This is a genomic window from Rhizobium sp. LjRoot30 (assembly GCF_964253915.1).
Taxonomy (GTDB): domain Bacteria; phylum Pseudomonadota; class Alphaproteobacteria; order Rhizobiales; family Rhizobiaceae; genus Metarhizobium.
In genome coordinates this window covers 1-17,399 of sequence record NZ_CAXUSG020000027.1, presented here as the reverse complement: position 1 = coordinate 17,399, position 17,399 = coordinate 1, and the positions used below count along the sequence as shown (strand labels likewise).

Below are 17,399 nucleotides of genomic sequence, written 5' to 3'. Positions count from 1 at the left end.
CTTTGGCGCCAATACATCTCGGAAAGAGTGATAGAGATCGGTCATTTGCGCCCCCATGCCGATTGAATGAGCTGCTCGATTTCACGGTTCACGTTATCGAGCGATTCCATCGCACGGTCGTAGGTCGCCCTTGTGAACTGGTCGCGGCTGACCTCGTACAAGGTCTGTTTGGTGATACCGGCGTCCGATATGGCCGTGCTTTTTAGCATGGGGTGGTTGAGGACGTGCTCACCGAACATGGTCCGCATGAACGACACCATCTGGTTTTGTGGTCCATCACCAGGCTCATAGCGGGTCACGAGGTATCGCATCCAGTCATAGTGCATGCTGCCACCCGCGTCGGCCACCACGCTCAAAAGCTCCGACGTCATAAGCAGGAACTGACACATGGACATCACGTCGAGCATCTGCGGGTGAACTGTAACCAGAACTGCCGTGGCAGCGCAGAGAGCTGAGATCGTGAGGAACCCGAGTTGGGGAGGGCAGTCGACAACTACGACATCATAGTCATCAGCGACCGATGAGATTGCGTCGTCCATCCTCGTAAAAAAGATGTCCTTGCGGTTGTTTGAGCTAAGAACCTTCGCCGTATCGTGTTCGAACTCCATGAGCTCGAGGTTACCCGGCACAAGGTCCAGGTTGGTAAAGTACGTTTTCTTGATTACATCCCTGAGCGGGCGACGCTCGTCGTCGTAGCGAACTGCACCATAAAGGGTTTCATTGTCATTGACGTCGAATTCCGGCTGGAAGCCATGCAAGGCCGACATGCTGGCCTGTGGATCGAGGTCGATCGCGAGTACCCTGTAACCATTAAGGGCGAGGAACTGTGCAAGGTGAGCCGCAGTCGTGGTTTTGCCAGAGCCGCCCTTGAAATTGACAGCCGTTATGACCTGCAGATGTTCCCGACCTGTCCGCCGAGGGGAATATCGACGGTCACCTTTGCCGTTTTCGTCGAGATACTCCCGGAGGGCCTGGATGGTCTCGACAGAGTATGAACGCCTGTTATTGGCGGCCACGTCCGGCTGCGGGCCTTTCCCTTCCAAGGAGAGATGGCGGAGATACCCGTCATTGACGCCTATAAGTTTGGCAGCCTCAATCGATGAGAAAGATCGAAGGGTCTTGCGTGCTTCGGGGGGATAAAGCTTGATGCGATGTTCGTGCAACGCACCTGAGAGATCTCGCGCGTGTGCCGCTATCAGTTTATGGATAGCCTTCTGTAGCTTTGCGGGATTCTCCACGACTTCCTCTCGTACACACGGTAATTTTCGTAAACACAGCAATTTGCCGTGCCCAAAGACACCTCATTTTGACGATCTTTGCAAGATCTTTAAGGTTAACGAGGGGTTAACGCATTTTCCGGAATCTACGCTGCAACCGGATTCAGGAAGGTGAATCCGTCACTTAAAGCAAAAATAGAGCGCAGCGCTTTCAACAGCCACCTGCAGATCTGCAGAACGTGCCGAGAGGTTTCCGACGCCGAATCTGGTTTTGCCGTACCGACTCACTAGAATCACCGGTTGCAGATCTGCAGATAGCCACATCGTTTTCCAGATGATCTTTCTCCGCCTGTCGAAACAAGTGGAGAGAAAAATGCGGATCCTGACCGTCCCACCTGATCAGTACGCCAATCATGCCGATGAACTGGCGCAGATGCATCGTCTGCGCGCGATCGTCTTCCGCGGCCGTCTCGAATGGGATGTTACGGTCACGGAATCGGGCGAGTTCGACGAGTACGACAATTTGGATCCCACTTACATTCTTGCGATCACGACGGCGCACGAGTGGTCGGATGCGCACGCCTTCTGCCTGCGGAAGGCCCGACCATGCTGGAGAAGACTATCTCCGAGCTCCTTGGAAGCGGTTCACTTTGCGTGTCCCCCGACATGGTCGAGAGCTCGAGGTTTTGCGTCGACACCTCTCTGGCGGAGGCGAGGGGACTGCCGATCGGCGGACACCGGTTCGAGGGGTTGCTGCCACCCGTGGTGTCTGGACCGGCCTTCACCATTCGCCGTCGGGCGTCACGTCTTATTCCCTTGGAGGAGTACGTAAAGACCAAGATCATGACGGAGGCGCAGGTACGGGTTCGGGCAGGACCACGCTTGCGAATGCTATTATCGCTGAAGTGGTTGTTACTGCTCCCGACGATCGCATGGTGATCCTCGAAGACAGGTCGAAATCCAGTACGCTGCGGAAAACGCGATCTCGCTCCATACCAGCGACACGATCGACATGGCGAGGCTGCTCAAGAGCACCATGCGTCTGCGTCCTGACCGCATCATCGTCGGCGAAGTCCGCGGCAGAGCGGCGCTCACACTCCTGAAAGCCTGGAACACGGCTCACCCCGGCGGCATCAGCACGATCCACTCCAATACAGCGATGTCAGCCTTGGCGGCTGGAGCAACTGACGCCGGAAGCCAGCCAGCAGCCGATGCAGGAGGTGATCGGCGAGGCTGTCGATCTTGTCGTCTCCATTGAGCGCACGGGGAAGGGGAGGCGCGTTCGGGAGGTCACCACATCGAGGGATATCACAACGGCCGCTACCAGACCGAACACTATGCTCAGATCGACGAGGACAGCCATGGCGCATAAAATGAAACTGATCCTGGCCTCCTTGGTAATCGCCACCGCAGCGCGAAGCCTTTGCGAACCCGCGCTCGCCTCTTCCGGGGGAGGGGCCTGCCTTGGGAATCACCGCTCCAACAGATCCAGCAGTCGATCACCGGCCCCGTCGCGGGTTTCATCGCGCTGGCGGCAGTTGCCATTGCCGGCGCCATGCTGATCTTCGGGGGCGAGCTGAACGGTTTTGCCCGACGGCTTTGCTACATGGCGCTGGTCGGCGGCGTGCTTCTAGGCGCGACACAGATTGTCGCTCTATTCGGAGCAAACGGCGCGTCGATCGGCGAGCCTCCGGCGCAGGCCGAGCAGCCCATAGCAGAACCGCCTGTTACGGCAACCGCAGCAGGGGAGGAGGCTCGTGGCTGAGGCGAAATCATCCCTTGCGCGGTCCCGCGGGCACCGTGCATTGTCTCGTCCCAACCTGCTATTGGACGCCGATCGCGAGCTTGTCCTGCTAACGGCGCTCGCCGCCGTCATAATGATCTTCGTCTGGTATGCGGCGCTGTTCGGCGCTGCGGTCTGGATGGTCGTGGTCGCAGCCCTTCGCATGATGGCAAAGGCCGATCTGCTGATGCGCAGGGTCTATATCCGGCATATCTCCTACAAGAACTTCTACCGTGCGACGTCGTCACCGTGGCGCCGGTACTGAGGAACTACGACCTGGTTGCCCTCAAGTCTCTCCGCCATTCCGGTTCGTCCTTTGCCGATCTTGTTCCGTATGCGGGATTGGTCGACAACGGCGTCATTCTCCTGAAGGACGGGTCGCTGATGGCCGGCTGGTATTTGGCCGGGCCGGATAGCGAAAGTTCGACAGATGCCGAGCGCAACGAGGTGTCTCGCCAGATCAATGCAATCCTGTCGCGCCTTGGTTCCGGTTGGATGCCGTCCGTGTCGCTACGGAAGATTATCCGACAGACCAGGCCAGTCATATTCCTGATCCGGTCATCCGCGCCATCGACGCCGAGCGGCGTGGACATTTACAGAAGGAGAGGGGCATTACGAAAGCCGTTACGCCTTGATCCTGACCTGGCGCCCACCGGAGCCGCGGCGATCAGGTTTGACGCGTTATGTTTATCACGACATTGGCAGCCGGTCCGCCACCTATGCGGACAAGGCGCTGGATAGCTTTCTGACGTCGATCCGCGAAGTCGAACAGTGCTTGCGTCACAATGGGGTCCCAAGATTTCCGATTCTCAATCAAGAAGTAACGGGGAGAGGAGGCTCTTCGCCAGACATGGTCCGCGTGATCGTCGCCAAGGTGTTGAGATCGGCCCTTCGGGTAAGGCGCCGTTTCAGTTCGGCGTTGGTGGCAAGCCTGTCATAGCCTGCAGCCACCAGAAGCCGCTGGGCGCCTCCGACTATGTCTCGCGCACTCGGCTGCGGCTTGGCGGGATCGGCATCGAGGGCTTCGCTGAGGAATACGGCCATCGAGGCGGCGACCGCACGATCGACGATCGAAACCTCGGGTCGGCCAGCCGCCCGGCGACGGGCTCTCCAGCGTTCGGTGCGGGCACGGGCGGCTTCGTTGGCGGGATCACGAGGTCTGGGCATGGCGCGGTCTCCGTTTGTGACGTCACTATCAAATCGCGCTGGCATGCAAGTCACGAGCGAGGCCGTCACTACCGGAAATAATTTGCGTCAAATCGAGATGTGTTGCAGGCAACGTGACCCAATTCCCCCGCAACGCAGCTTAGATCTCGTGCACGCCAACTGAAGCTTGTCAGCACGGCCATCATCAATCTCGACATGATCTTCCATTGATCGTGACATGCACCGTTCAGAGGCGGGCATCGTCACAACGTACCGGAATAGCCTCATCGACGGCAGGCAGCGTGCGGCCCCGCTATTACGGCTGCTATCCGGTCACGGCCGTTTCGTTTGATCGGTTCGAAGCTGATACAGGCCGATAACCCTTTGTGCGTTTCAGACGCGCCAGTTCCAGAAAATGCCTGACCGCGTCCTGTTCGCTGCAAAACAGGTCGGTCTGTTCGCACCCATTGCGGCCAATTCTGCCCCAGCATCGCGTGACGGCGAATTCGCCAAACAGGGTCTCCCGGAGGCTCAGAGCGTAATATCGCCGCATGCCTTGCGTCTCATCGATCCGACGGCAGTGGAGGTTAAACTTGTGTGTCGCCATGTCCGCACAATGTCGCCTGCGCCCGCTTGCGTCCAACGACAGTTGTGAATCGATCCGGGGCATTCGATTCACAACGGTGATGGGTGGCAGAGCGCCTTTATCCGCCTCTTTCGCTTCCACCGTTTAAGATCAGCCGGTGCGCCCAAAGGGATGCCTGCGGTACAGAACAAAACGACACCCCAAAACCTTGCTATGCCGTGAATGCGGGCTCGAGCAGGCTCCGTTCCGCAACGGCACGACGCACCACCGCGCCATCGAGTTCGCCTGCCTCCGCCAGGATCCTTGCGAGGTGCTCGATCACGTCGCGATGCTCCTCTACGATGCCGGTCGCACGCTGGAGCTGTTCGCGCAGGATCGCGTCGATTTCTGCCTCCTGGCGATGGTGCCAGAACGTCTTCTCTCGACCGGCATCCGACACGAGGCTCTCGCCGAAGCCTGCGATGGACAGCATGTGCACAGCAGCCTGAGTGGCCTGGGACAGGTCGTTGGCAGCCCCATCGTCGTGGCAGCCGAGGAAGACGGTCTCCGCAGCGATCGAAGCGAGCATGACGCAGATCTCGTCTTCGTACCAGGAGCGGACACGACGCGCCGGCCCACCGCTGAAGTGAGCGTGTCCGATCGAGGTCACCGCAGTTTCGGTCCGGGTGGGCAATTCCTTCGAGATCACGACCTTGTTGAGATGGCGGTGCCCGAGGATCACTGCGACCACCGCATGGCCGATCTCGTGCAGCGCCGAAGCTCTGACCTCGTCCGCGGTCAACAGGCGCGTCTGGGGCAGTGCGGCGATGACATGATCAATCTGAACGGGCGAGCGCTGGCGGCGCGCGAGACGACGCGCATCACGAGCAAGGCGCTCCAGATCCGCACCGCTGAACCCTTCTGTTCGTTGCATCAGCGATGAGACGTCGAGGTCGGATTGCAGATGATAGCGCAGGATATGGCTACGTGCCGCGACATCGGGATGCGCGATCCGGATATGGCGGTCCAGACGCCCGCTGCGGGTCACCGCCGGATCGATACCGGCCGGATTGTTGCACGCCCCGATGACCACTACGCCATCACGATCCTTGGCTCCATCGAGAAGTTCAAGGAAGCCGTTGACGACGCCGCGCATATATTCCCCGTTATCATGCTGCCGGTCACGATCGATAAATGCGTCGACTTCATCGACAAGCAGAATGCAGGGTGCTGCCGTTCGCGCGACTTCGAAACACCGGCGCACCCACCACGTTGCATTTGCCCTTTTGCTTCAGGTCAACATAGTTGTCGCTACCTCCTTGGACGAGGCCTGACCGAATTCCCAAACTCTCTCTGTGGCCTCAATCCGAGTGCGTACGGTCGAAATTTCCATTTTAGCTGCCGGTTAATTTAATATAGTTATACAGACGTAGAATTATCCAATCATCTGATTCCTGCGTGGTTTAATTTGAAGCATTCGCAAAATCTTAGCCTAGATGTGGCTGTCGATCAGATATACGAAGCTGCCTTCATCCCAGGCCTTTGGGACGACGTACTCAAAAATCTGGCAAGTTTGGTTGATGCGGAAGGAGCGCTCCTCTTCTGTGCTTCCGACGGAGCGAGCAAATCAATCGTTTCAGAAGGGATTGTCGATCTAGTAACCGATTTTGCGCGCCGAGGGTGGTCGGAGCGGAATGTGCGGGCCGCGCGTTTGTTATCCAGCAATCATGCAGGTTTTTTGACTGACAATGATCTCTTCGATGATGAGGAACTCGCTAAAGAGCCTATGTACCATCAGTTCCTGCGCCCTTGGGGGTTTGGCTTCGGTGCCGCCACAGCAATAAATGTCCCCAGCGGAGAGAAAGTGATCATTTCACTGGAGAAGAAGTTTGTAGCAGGACCGGTTACGACGCCCTCTGTCCGACTCTTAGACACCCTGAGGCCCCACCTTGCCCGATCCGCGATGATCGCCGCACGTCTTTCGTTTGAGCGCGTCAGTGCGTCGCTGGAAGCACTTGATGCGACAGGGCTTGCGTCAGCTGTGTTGACGTCTGATGGTAAAGTTGTCGCGAACAATAGCATGTTTGAAAGCTACGCACACCTCGCGATGACACGCGCTCGTGAAATGGGCGATGTACTCCGCGACGCGGGGAAAAATTTCTCCTCAGTCTCTTTCCCATTGCCTCGGGCAAGCAATCGTCCCCCTGCGGTTGCTCACATCATACCTATACGGGGGTACGCTCGTGACATTTTCTCGCGGGCAGCATTTTTTTTGTTAGTGACGCCTGTGGATAGCGGCAAGATTGTTGATCCAGCAACGATACAATCTCTATTCGATTTGTCGCCCGCCGAAGCGAAGGTGGCGCATTTACTCGCTGCCGGTCATGATGCAGCGACCATATCGACAATGCTGTCAGTGAGCATGTCGACCGTTCGAACTCATATCAAGGCAATCTTGTCCAAGTCCGAATTGTCCCGGCAATCCGATTTTGTAGCAGCGGTCGTTAGTATTCGACCTCCCGGCCAAGACTAGGGGCATGCAATTCCCTTGATGAGAGAATCGAGAACTACCTATATCCTTGCCAAAGGCGATGCATTGCCTTGAACTTGTCGACTGGCCGGAGCAGGCAATTTGCAGATCATATTGCCCGAAATCCCGTGGCCTTGTAACGCGGCGCTACCGCAATCAGGGATATCAGTCTGTAAAGTTTGCTTCTTTGATCCTCGCTGGCTCTAGCAGCGCTATCAAAAGACCATGGCATTTACCAATCTTGCTTACCTTAACGTCAGGTAAATCGAAGTCTCCCCAATTCAGGTGATACGGCTTCCTTAATAATCCGTTAACATTCCCCTATGCGGCTTTCCAAACAGGGGGAAAAAACAGTGCGTATCCAGTTACTCAGTTCCGCATCCGCTCTCGCATTTCTGGCTATTGCTGGCGTTGCGTTAGCCGATGATAACACGGCCAACATTCTTCAGTCGTCGATTGTTGAGGACAGCAACGCTGCTATCAATCAATACGGAAACGGCGGCAAAGCTAACATCTGGCAAGGTCAATGGGGGCCTGTATCCGAGGCCAGCTCATCTGAGATTTTCCAATATGGGAATGCTGGGGCTGCTACCGCCTTGCAAGACTACGTTGAAGCGAGCCGACAAAAAGTCACGCAAGACGGTGGCGGAATCGTCACTATTCAGCAATACAATTCTGTCGAAAACGGCCATCAAACGATCTACCAGGCCGATGAAGGCCAAGCTTCTGCTTTGCAGACAGGAAATGTCAAAGACAGCAGTCAGATTATCACGCAAATAAGCGGTGGAAACGCTTCGGCTACTCAGCGCAACCTCACCAGCGGAAGCCAGGTAATCTACCAGAAGGGTGATAGCGATGCGTCGGCGTATGCTCGCAATAGCGACGGTGCATCTGCTTCAATCAGCCAGGACGGAAGCGGAAACAACGCTGATGTGAGCCAAGGCCTGAATACCCATTTTTACACGTATGGCCAAGGCTCCGCCAGCGACTCTTGGGCTGACATCGCTCAAACCGGCAACGACAATAGCGCCTTTCTCACTCAAATTGGCTCAAACAGCGTTGGCAGCATCCTGCAGATCGGCAACTGGAATGAAGCCGAATTGCTTCAAATGGGTGACGCTTACGCCGCTCTTGCCCAGGTGGGAGACGAAAACGACGCCAAGGTCATTCAGGAGGGCACGTCTGCTCGCGCGACAGTCAATCAGAATGGCAGCACGAACTTTGCGAGTGTGCTGCAGAAAAACGTGGGCAACGAGGTCCTGATCAATCAGGCTCTCAACAATAATAGCGCCGAAGTGGGTCAGGAGGGAGAAAACGGATACGTAGCCATCAATCAGTATGGCTCGTTGAATGGCGCGCTCGTTACGCAGTTCGGCGTCGAGAACAATGCTTTCGTCAATCAAGACGGGACTAAAAATTATGTCGAGCTTCACCAGGTGGGCCAAAACAATACCGGTACGGTCAACCAGACGCTGTCGAACAACAAGGCCTATCTCAAGCAATATGGGACCAATGGTCAGGCCACGATCACACAGATTGGTGACGGCAATACAGGCACTCTGACCCAGTCTGGAAGCAATAATGTTGCCTCGATCTATCAGCAAGGCAACACGAACGAGGCGGAGTTACTCCAAGACGGAAGCTCCAATCATGCCTTTATCTCACAGTTCGGCGACGGCAACCAAGCCAACCTTGATCAGAGCGGCACTGGCAACTGGGCAACTATCGTGCAGGGAGGCGACAACGTTGCTGTGTTGACCCAGGACGGTTCGAATAACACTGCCAGCATCACGCAGAACTAAACTCAGCGGACGAATGGCGCGGTTGCAAGCCGCGCCATTTCAACGGCAATATCAGTGGAGACGGCTGAATGCTCGTGCATCAATAAAAGGACTTTCGAATGAGCAAGCGACTTTTGAAAATCTTGCGAGACCTCGCCCTCAAATACTGGCCGGAAACAAACGAAAAGCGCCGGTAGACCTTGTTCCCCACCTTTGCCTGGGCAGAGTGGGACGGTTTCAACTAGATTAATATGCGACGCAGTCGATTTAGAGGATGTGGGTATGATGCGGTTCGTGAAAATTGCCGGTATTGCCTTGATGATTGCTATTCCAGGCATTTCTTTCGCCGACGAAGACAAAGCTCCTACGCAGTCGGAAGTTGTGCAAGGGATTGGGCTGAACGAAGACCTGTTGAACCAGTTTACAGGCGCTCCAGGCGCATACATCCAGCAAGGCGGAACGGGTAATTCTGCGACCATCGTTCAGGACGGAGGCAACGGCAATTTCGCCTACAGCTCCATTGACGGCGAAGGTAACAGCGTCGACATCTTGCAGTTCGGGTCTGACAACCAGGCTGGCGCAATCGTAGCACATAGCTCTGGAGCGTCAGTCGATATCAATCAGGATGGGATCGGACATCGTGCTGGCGTGACCGTAGATGGCGTTTCTTCGCAAGACGGAGGTGCCAACATTTCAGTAACGCAACGGGGTGCTTTCGAAAGCATCACTGTCGAGCAAACCGGCCCGGGCCAAGCGGTAACAATACAGCAAGGCTTCTAACATGGTATCGGAGATCGTTTAAAAATGGACGAGTTCTTGCGCCAACGGATCGCCGAGGTGACGATCTTCGCGTCTGCTGTCGTGCTGCTGCCCTTACTGTGGCTCGTGTTTCGTTGGGTCGAACGCAACGACAATCGCATCAGGCGACCAAGTGCAAAAAAATCGAGCACCAACAGGCTTTCGCGAGCTACGCTCGAAGAGGCCAGCGCTGAGGACAGCATGGCTAAACGGCCCGGGGAAACATCGCCAGTAGAGAGCGAGATCGCCGCCTTCCTTAGGAGACAATACTGACGGTATAAGGATTCGTTGGACTGGTCAGTGGGACGCCGGAGCATTTGAAGCTGCCATATAATGGCATTTGTTGAAAAGCTGCTCTACTTCGAAGCGCTAAAACTCGCCTTTCATCATGCTGTTGATTGAGCACCAGTTGAATTTAACCCTGTCTGCTTACCTTAATTGTACTTGGCCCTCTCGCTTCGCCAATTTCATCAATTTAGGTGAGAGCTTTTCTTAACAATCTGTTAACGCTTCCGTCGCGGCGTTTTGTATACAAAGGTTCCAGGTCATGCGTGCATCCCTTTTCTATTCGGTCTCCACTTTTGCCGTCATGGCGATGACCAGCGTGGTGTTAGCGGGCGGGAACAACAGCGCCCACATTTATCAGTATGCCACCGCAGTCGATAGCTCGACGAATATTGACCAAACAGGCACCGGTGCCACCGCCCATATTTATCAGTCCGATTACGGACAAGATGTGGTGGACAGTACCATTGCCATTTCCCAAAGCGGGAATGGAGGATTCGCCGAAGCTCACCAAGGGGAGGCCTTCGGCAGTCATCAGAGCGTAACACAGAATAGCGGAAACCGCGTTATGGCCCAGCAATGGAACGTAACAGCAAGCACACAGAAAATCGTACAGGACAATAATGGCCAAGCATGGGTAGTGCAAGGCGGGTTTTTCTTAGGAAGCATTAATAACACACAGGAAATTACGCAGACACATGGCGGAGAGATTAACGCCGAGCAAGCAGATTCCGCTAACGGTCATCAATTTATTTGGCAAAACGGCGAAAGTCTTGCTGTCATGCACTCCTATGACGGAAGCGGGATGAATGCTTCCATCCGCCAAGACTCTGGGATTGGAAACACCGCCTACCTTCACCAAGGATATAGTTATAAAATTTCGTCACCCGCTCTTTACTCACGCGATGCGTCGGGCTCATGGGCAGAGATAGGCCAATACGGTAACGAGAACCTCGCCTATCTAGAACAGGTAGGCCTATCGGGAACTGCAAATATCTACCAGTCCGGCGACCTGAACGAAGGCCGCGTGCTGCAGATGGGCGCTGGCGACTATGCGTCGCTCAGCCAGTGGGGCACCGGCAACAAGGGTAAGGTCATCCAGGATGGGGATGCCGTCCACTCGATCATCAACCAGAACGGCTTGGGCAACGAAGCGAACATCACCCAAACCGGGATTGGGTCCCACGCCGTCGTCAATCAGTACGGGGAAGTCAACGAAACCACACTGACCCAATCCGGCCTGAACGATTGGGCGATGATCCTGCAAGACGGCAGAAACCAAACCCTCAGCATGAACCAGTCCGCCGATTACATGACCGCGACGGTCAATCAGTACGGCGAAGGAAACATCGCGACATTGTCGCAGGCTGGCAGCACCAGCGACATACTGGTCACCCAGAATGGCACCGACAATGAAGCGATGTTGACGCAGACGGCGACCGATAATAGCTGGGCTTCGATTGTTCAGGGCGGGAATGAGAACCAGGCGACCTTAATCCAAGGTGGAAGCGCAAACTGGGCAGTAGTCAGCCAGAGTGGCGACGGCAACGCGGCGACCCTTAATCAGCAAGGGAACGGAACCACCGCTACGATCAACCAGTTCTAGGCGAGTTTAGCGGTGGCTAGCGTGCGGGATTTTCATCCCGCTTCCACCATTGATTTTGGAAAAAGTCGGACTTTAACTTTGCCAACGCGCTTGCGGATGCGGAGTAGGTTTAGCTTCCAGTTCCATTCTCAACATCAAATCTTGGCACGGTAATCGTGGTCGACGTTATTCCATCAGTGAGGTTGATGACAACCTTATCACCGACAACCTGGTAGTTCAGGAGCATATTGTCGATGGTGAAGTTGCCTTGCGTGTTGTCGGAACCGAAAATATCCTGGGTGATCTTCGAAGCCACGGCCGAAAGGATGCGCGACTTCAGGCCATCGGCGAAATCTTTGACGAGGTTGTCTTCGGATAGAGGATCGTCCCTGTCCTCTTTCGGCAGTTTCTGATTTTCCAGCATACCGAGGTAGTAATTGGATGCCAGTGGGTTGCCGCCGAAACCTGGGTTTTGAAAGCCAAATTTCAGTTCAGACGCCATGGCAGGCAACGTGAGCGACATGGCGAACACGATTGCAAGAGTCGTTCCACGCATTACCAAACTCCCTTTTTCTGTGCGTCTTCGACAATATTAGCGAGCGCAAGATCGATTGCTCGCGTCAGCGCAAATACGCCAGGTTCATTCACTGCTACGCCTGCTTCGCCCTCTAGTACAGAATGCAAGGTAACATAACCGGCCCCACCGATCTGCGTTTTCCGAGAGAACAGCGATTTGGTGACCGTCGAGGTCGTCAGAATTCGGCTGGTCCTGGAATCGACAAGCCGCAGGCTGATCGTGACCATATCTCGCCGGATTTCATCCTGCGCACGAACATTCAGCAGACCGAGTCCAGCACCGCCGGTTTCTACATTCGAGCTGTAATCCACGATGCTACCGGTGATGATGTAGTTGGCTGTCTGGACATAAGGCATCGCAGCCGGAACCGAACTGGCAACGAAGGCCTCGTCGACAGGAGCGGCTTCCTTCATACGAAGGAGATCGCGTTGGGCCATTTCGAACCGGTCTTTGAGCTTTTGTATGTCGGTGTCCTGCGCCGCGATTGAGGCGTCAACATCAGAACCGAAACGTCGCTGATCGGACGTAAGCTGCTGCACGAGAGCGGCATTGCCTTGCTTCTGTGCTTCCTCGATGGCGCGCCCCATCTGGGCTAGCTTCGCCTTGGCCGTGGAGACAACCGTGGCACGTGCCAATTCCTTTTCGCGAAGCTCATCCTGCAACGTATCCGCTTCGCGTTGTGCAATTCGAATTTCACGAGAATAGGTCAGCTTCTCGCGGTTTTGCTCAAGTTGGAAGCTTCGCTGTTGAGCATCGAGATACGATCTCTCCGCCAGCGTTCTCTCATTCAGTACACGCTCAACAAATCGTCGTTCAACAACGTCAAACCATTTGCCATTGCCAACGTCTGTCAGCGCCTGGATGACCAGAGCTTCTGCGCCTTGCGTAACAGCACGCGAATAGTCGGCATAGCTGTCGTTCGGTCGATTTTTGCCTGTCTGGTCCGGAATCTCGTAGACGGCAATCCTGATTGGCTTTTTCCTGGCGGGCAGGTGTTCAAGGTAGCTGAGCCGCTCCGTATCTTTGACCATGCCGGTATTCTTGTAGAATGCCGTCGCCGCATCAGATGTCTTAAGGTTTGTATCCTTATTGGCCGTGGCGCAGCCCGTAAGTAATACGGCAACCGAACACAACATCAATTTACGAAACATAGTACCACCCGCGCTTTATCCTTAACGGGTTGTAACTGACTATGGTTAATAAAGATAAAATGCGCGTATACCGCGATTAAGATGCTGGCGAAATTTTGTCGAATGGTAAGCCAACTCTTTGCGATTCAATTGGTCCCAGAAGCTTTTTTGCCCCTGATTTGCGGCCTGCGTCACCCTTTCATACCATCCAATAATCCTTAGCGGCCTCTCGCTCGTTCCGAGAAATATTCAATTAATCTGATGTGCGCTATGATCACTTACAAAGCAGTGAAGCGCCATAGTTGGCGCAGCGCGGCTTACTGCTTATGCAACAAACAAAACGTAAGTTCCAAGAGGCTACATGCACGCAGAGCAAGTGATTGATCAGATATACGAGGCAGCATTCGTCCCCGAGCAATGGGAGCACGTTTGCGATTCTATCAGCAGCCTCGTAAGCGCCTTTTCGATGTCACTCATCACCGCGAAAGACCAGTCCTTCCGTTGCACTTGCAGCGCCATCGTTCGCGATGACATGGAACGGTTTTTCCGTAGCCCGCTAAGATTGCAGAACGTACGTCCGCAAAGGCATTTTCTGCTGTCCCCCTTTTCGTTCATGCGTGACACCGATCTTATGACGATGGAGGAAATCGAACATGACCCGATATACACCGAGTTCCTGCACCCCCGGGGGCTGGGCTGGACTGTAGGTGATATGTTTCAGGAGCCCTCGGGGCATACGATCATTTTCGATATCCTGAGACAGCGAGACAGAGGCCCCTTCGAGAGCATTCAAGTTGATCGGCTCAACTTTTTGCGCCCGCATCTTGCGCGGGCGGCGACGATGGCAAGCCGCTTGGAATTCGAGCGCATCAACGCGGCTGTTCAGGCCTTGGAACTGGCGGGGTTACCGGCAGCGGTGCTGAATTCCGAAGGGAAGGTGATCGCTGCAAACTCACTCCTGCAGGCATTCGAGCCGCAACTCGCCATAACTGCATACGATAAGCTTGCGTTCGAACTCCCGTCCACCAACACCAAGTTTGCTGAATTCCTCAATCGGGAAAAAGCAACATCCGTGTCGCTCGGTTGCTCCTTGCCACTTCCCCGTACCGAAAGCCTTCCTCACTCGGTGCTTCACCTGGTGCCGGTCAAGGGAAACGCACGAGACATATTCTCAGGTGCTGCCTTCTTTGCAATCGCAACAGCAGTTGATCGCTCAAAAGTAATCGATGCTGAAACGATCCAGGGCCTCTTCGATCTGACCCCTTCGGAAGCGCGCGTCGCAAGAATGATTGCGCTCGGAAACGACGTTTCAGCGGTGGCCGACGAGCTGGCCGTCAGTGTCTCTACAGTGCGGACACATGTCAAATCCATTCTCGGAAAAAGCGGCGTAAATCGTCAGACCGACTTTGTATCTTGTATTCTGGGGCTCAGGACCATCGGAGATTGAGAATGGAACATCCGAGTCTAAGCAAGAGACGGTTAGGGAAACTGCGCTAGTAGCTTGAGCAATTTTGCCTATCCAGCCGGGTTCCCTTCTGGTGTCGAATGCGCTTCACAGCCAGCCAAGCGATTGCAACTCTGAAAGAACTTTCATTGTCTCCCTAATGTTGGGGGCGCGGGAAGCCTCCGTGATGATTAGTGTTTTCCGCATTGATCAGCACATATTCGGAGAGCCTCAATGAGGACGCATGCGATTCTGATTTTCTCGGCGCTGTCACTTTTGGCCACGCCAGCCGTTGCTGCGAACGCGGTCAAGTTTGGAAAAACCTGTATCGGCCACAACGGCTCAACGAGAGATATTTGCCTATCTTTCGACGGAAAAACGGTTTCAAGTTCCTACAAGTTCCGTGGTTCAATTCCTACGCGAGGCACTCACACTGGATGCTCTGTGAAGGGCAATACTCTTTCCTGCTCGGGCGGCGCATATCGTACCTCGCGAGGCTCGGGTGAGATGAACCCTGTGGTTATCAAGCTGTCGAACGGCAAACCGGTTTCCGTTCGCTGGCGCTAGGAAAGTGCCGCAAGTCCACCTTCCAGCGATCTCGCATGAATTCGCTGGTCAGTGGACGTCCGGCAGCGAATTTTTCTCAACCTAATCGTCACTCAACCGAACCTTGGGACGCTAAGGTCTAAAGGCCTTTGCAACCCTCGACCAATTCTGCGTCCAGGTGGGCTATCAGCGCCCGATCTATCTCTTTTACGGCGGGGGAGTTGACCTGGATTTGGTTGGGAAACTTGCGGCGGAACGGCCTGTTCAAGGGCACATTGAAATCTGGTGTCACAGCGAGCCCGGTGTTCCAGCGGAGCAAGTTGCCGAAATCCATCCGCAATGAGCCGTACGGTAGCGCAGGTCGGCGAGCGTGAGCGAACCTAGGCCATTTTGTCCGGTGAATCGCTGGCTGCGACGATCAGACGTGCTCGTTCGTAAAGCTCATCAAAGGTTACAACTTCCGGCCGGAGCAGATTCCGCCTGAAACGCTCGAAACTGGCGAATTTGCGCTCATTCACCCCATGCTCACCCTCGAATTCGGAAAGGCGGCCGCAAATGACGAAGGAACGGGGCTCAGTGGCGTAGATTGTCTCGCCGGTGGGCTCGCCATCATTGTCAGTTACCCGAACGGACGCACCCCATCGCTCAACGGCGGCGGCCACGGTTCCTTGCACCTGTGCGACCGCACCTGAAAGCTCCTTCGAGGGAGCCCAAATGCCTGAACGATACTGGTCGAGAGCAATCAGGTCAGTGCGATGATGTTTCAATTCCACAAAAGCCGAGGTGGTAAGCGCAGCCCGTGATCGTAAGAGCGCATCTACGCGTTTGCCCGGACCGTCGATGTCGTGGCCACGAACTGTCTGCTCTAACTTCCGGTCGTCCAAAGGCCCAAAATTTATCAGGCTCAACGAGTATCCGAGAATCCAAGGGTTCTTTTCAAGGAAGCGTTGCCATAACCCTTCTGGTCCCTTCCCGTGTTGACTGACGCGGTCATCAAAGTAAGCAGCATCAGACAGCAAGCGCTCGAACACAGCGAGTTGCTTTTTGCGGTAAGAAAGAGCAACGACGTCCTCAGTGGTTATTTCATTTCGGGCAATCGCGGCCAAGAGCTGCTGGTTGTCTGCTGCGATCCGACGCAGCTGGTCTGGCTCCAACAGCAATTGCTCCAGATCGCTGTCTCGAATATTGAGGCGACCATCGTCAGGAAAATTTATCCGCTTGATGTTGGCCATAAATTTCAACAGCGCGGATATCTCCTGGGGACCGAAGGCAAAATTCTCCTTGGCGTTGCCCTTGGACGTAAACTTTTGGATCGTAACAGTCTTGAAAGAGCGGTCATCCTCAAAGAAGCTCGCCTTGATTTGAAAACGTCCTGCATCCGTTTGGCGAAGGACCAATTCTTCCTTGACCTTGGCGAATTCATAGCCAGGGTTACCGTCGATAACTTTGTTGGCAATGCGAAGCTTTTGCCCGGTATAGTCCTTGAAGGCAGGACTAGCGTAGGTTTTGTCTGGTCGGGAGTTATAGAAAATCTCGTCTTCGCTGCTCATCGACTCCGTCCACCGTTCGCATGCAAGAGTTGTATCAGAATTGGGAGGTTTTATCGCGGCATCGCCCCTCGATTCACCGGTTTCTGTCTTTGTTGCCACGAGCAAAACGACGCAAAGGAGGCTGCAGACGACCAAGGCTAGCATTGCCCACTTTCTGCGGACTTCCTAACAATCAGTCGAGCCTTCTCGGTCGCATCGTCGGCGAACAACTCCGAGGGCGACGAATTCCCAAAGTCTTCAAGAGCGCTTTCCATCGGCTGTTCGATCACTCCGACGAATGTGATGCCATCTCGATTGAGAACTATCCGATCCTCAATTGCACCATGGCTTCAGGATTATAGGGCAACTTGTCTTTCGGCAGATGAAAAGGCATCGCCAATCCCTAAGAAATCAGGATTTTCCCGACGTCTCGACCATTGATCGTCAGGATTCCACAAGAGCGGCCACAGTTGCACTTTTTCG

The 17,399-nt window shown here is 54.8% G+C and carries 14 protein-coding genes and 4 pseudogenes; 11 read left to right on the top strand and 7 right to left on the bottom strand.

The genetic code is table 11. The annotated features are described in order from the left end of the window. Positions 1-41 precede the first annotated feature (41 nt). The gene (gene repA, locus ACSQ3I_RS27110) at positions 42-1,238 is read right to left on the bottom strand and encodes a plasmid partitioning protein RepA (RefSeq protein WP_436004131.1); all 1,197 of its coding nucleotides are present in this window, start codon (positions 1,236-1,238) and stop codon (positions 42-44) included. A 352-nt stretch (positions 1,239-1,590) separates the two neighbouring features. Between repA and ACSQ3I_RS27105 the strand changes: the two are divergent. From ACSQ3I_RS27105 to ACSQ3I_RS27085, 5 genes and pseudogenes are all read left to right on the top strand, one after another. Next, positions 1,591-1,934, top strand: a pseudogene (locus tag ACSQ3I_RS27105) (acyl-homoserine-lactone synthase); the annotation flags it as partial. Positions 1,935-1,937: 3 nt separating this feature from the next. Continuing rightward, positions 1,938-2,589: pseudogene (locus tag ACSQ3I_RS27100) on the top strand (ATPase, T2SS/T4P/T4SS family); the annotation flags it as partial. Position 2,590: 1 nt separating this feature from the next. Further along, positions 2,591-2,982 (top strand): annotated as a pseudogene (locus tag ACSQ3I_RS27095) (TrbC/VirB2 family protein). Then, positions 2,975-3,265 (top strand): conjugal transfer protein TrbD, encoded by a 291-nt coding sequence (gene trbD / locus ACSQ3I_RS27090; protein ID WP_436004129.1) that lies wholly within the window; start codon positions 2,975-2,977, stop codon positions 3,263-3,265. Before ACSQ3I_RS27095 ends, trbD begins: the two are co-directional and overlap by 8 nt. An 11-nt stretch (positions 3,266-3,276) precedes the next feature. Beyond that, positions 3,277-3,838: pseudogene (locus tag ACSQ3I_RS27085) on the top strand (conjugal transfer protein TrbE); the annotation flags it as partial. Here ACSQ3I_RS27085 and ACSQ3I_RS27080 read toward each other — a convergent pair. From ACSQ3I_RS27080 to ACSQ3I_RS27070, 3 genes are all read right to left on the bottom strand, one after another. Then, positions 3,814-4,167, bottom strand: a complete 354-nt coding sequence (locus ACSQ3I_RS27080; protein WP_436004160.1) for a hypothetical protein — start codon at positions 4,165-4,167, stop codon at positions 3,814-3,816. The pseudogene ACSQ3I_RS27085 and the gene ACSQ3I_RS27080 overlap by 25 nt on opposite strands. 304 nt (positions 4,168-4,471) lie before the next feature. After that, positions 4,472-4,753, bottom strand: a complete 282-nt coding sequence (locus ACSQ3I_RS27075) for a WGR domain-containing protein (protein WP_436004127.1) — start codon at positions 4,751-4,753, stop codon at positions 4,472-4,474. 190 nt (positions 4,754-4,943) lie between these two features. After that, positions 4,944-5,975, bottom strand: a complete 1,032-nt coding sequence (locus ACSQ3I_RS27070) for an AAA family ATPase (protein WP_436004125.1) — start codon at positions 5,973-5,975, stop codon at positions 4,944-4,946. Between the two features lie 204 nt (positions 5,976-6,179). On the opposite strand from ACSQ3I_RS27070, the gene ACSQ3I_RS27065 reads away from it, so the two are divergent. From ACSQ3I_RS27065 to ACSQ3I_RS27045, 5 genes are all read left to right on the top strand, one after another. Further along, the gene (locus tag ACSQ3I_RS27065; protein WP_436004123.1) at positions 6,180-7,244 is read left to right on the top strand and encodes a helix-turn-helix transcriptional regulator; all 1,065 of its coding nucleotides are present in this window, start codon (positions 6,180-6,182) and stop codon (positions 7,242-7,244) included. Positions 7,245-7,564: 320 nt separating this feature from the next. Further along, entirely contained in the window at positions 7,565-9,043 is a 1,479-nt protein-coding gene (locus tag ACSQ3I_RS27060) for a hypothetical protein (protein WP_436004121.1), read from the top strand. A 261-nt stretch (positions 9,044-9,304) separates the two neighbouring features. Then, positions 9,305-9,802, top strand: coding sequence for a hypothetical protein (locus tag ACSQ3I_RS27055; RefSeq protein WP_436004119.1), 498 nt, complete (start codon positions 9,305-9,307; stop codon positions 9,800-9,802). Positions 9,803-9,826: 24 nt separating this feature from the next. After that, positions 9,827-10,093, top strand: coding sequence for a hypothetical protein (locus ACSQ3I_RS27050; RefSeq protein ID WP_436004117.1), 267 nt, complete (start codon positions 9,827-9,829; stop codon positions 10,091-10,093). Positions 10,094-10,367: 274 nt separating this feature from the next. Continuing rightward, positions 10,368-11,711, top strand: coding sequence for a hypothetical protein (locus ACSQ3I_RS27045; RefSeq protein ID WP_436004115.1), 1,344 nt, complete (start codon positions 10,368-10,370; stop codon positions 11,709-11,711). 109 nt (positions 11,712-11,820) lie between these two features. Here ACSQ3I_RS27045 and ACSQ3I_RS27040 read toward each other — a convergent pair whose 3' ends face one another. Next, positions 11,821-12,246: a curli assembly protein CsgF gene (locus tag ACSQ3I_RS27040; protein WP_436004113.1), complete on the bottom strand. Its 426-nt coding sequence runs from the start codon at positions 12,244-12,246 to the stop codon at positions 11,821-11,823. Beyond that, positions 12,246-13,418 carry a CsgG/HfaB family protein gene (locus ACSQ3I_RS27035; protein ID WP_436004111.1) on the bottom strand — a complete coding sequence of 391 codons (1,173 nt, stop codon included), beginning with the start codon at positions 13,416-13,418 and terminating at the stop codon, positions 12,246-12,248. Before ACSQ3I_RS27035 ends, ACSQ3I_RS27040 begins: the two co-directional genes overlap by 1 nt. A gap of 340 nt (positions 13,419-13,758) precedes the next feature. Here ACSQ3I_RS27035 and ACSQ3I_RS27030 point away from each other — a divergent pair, with 340 nt between their 5' ends. Beyond that, the gene (locus ACSQ3I_RS27030) at positions 13,759-14,844 is read left to right on the top strand and encodes a helix-turn-helix transcriptional regulator (protein WP_436004109.1); all 1,086 of its coding nucleotides are present in this window, start codon (positions 13,759-13,761) and stop codon (positions 14,842-14,844) included. Positions 14,845-15,767: 923 nt separating this feature from the next. On the opposite strand, the gene ACSQ3I_RS27025 is transcribed toward ACSQ3I_RS27030, so the two are convergent. After that, entirely contained in the window at positions 15,768-16,937 is a 1,170-nt protein-coding gene (locus ACSQ3I_RS27025) for a Shedu immune nuclease family protein (protein WP_436004107.1), read from the bottom strand. Between the last annotated feature and the right edge of the window lie 462 nt (positions 16,938-17,399).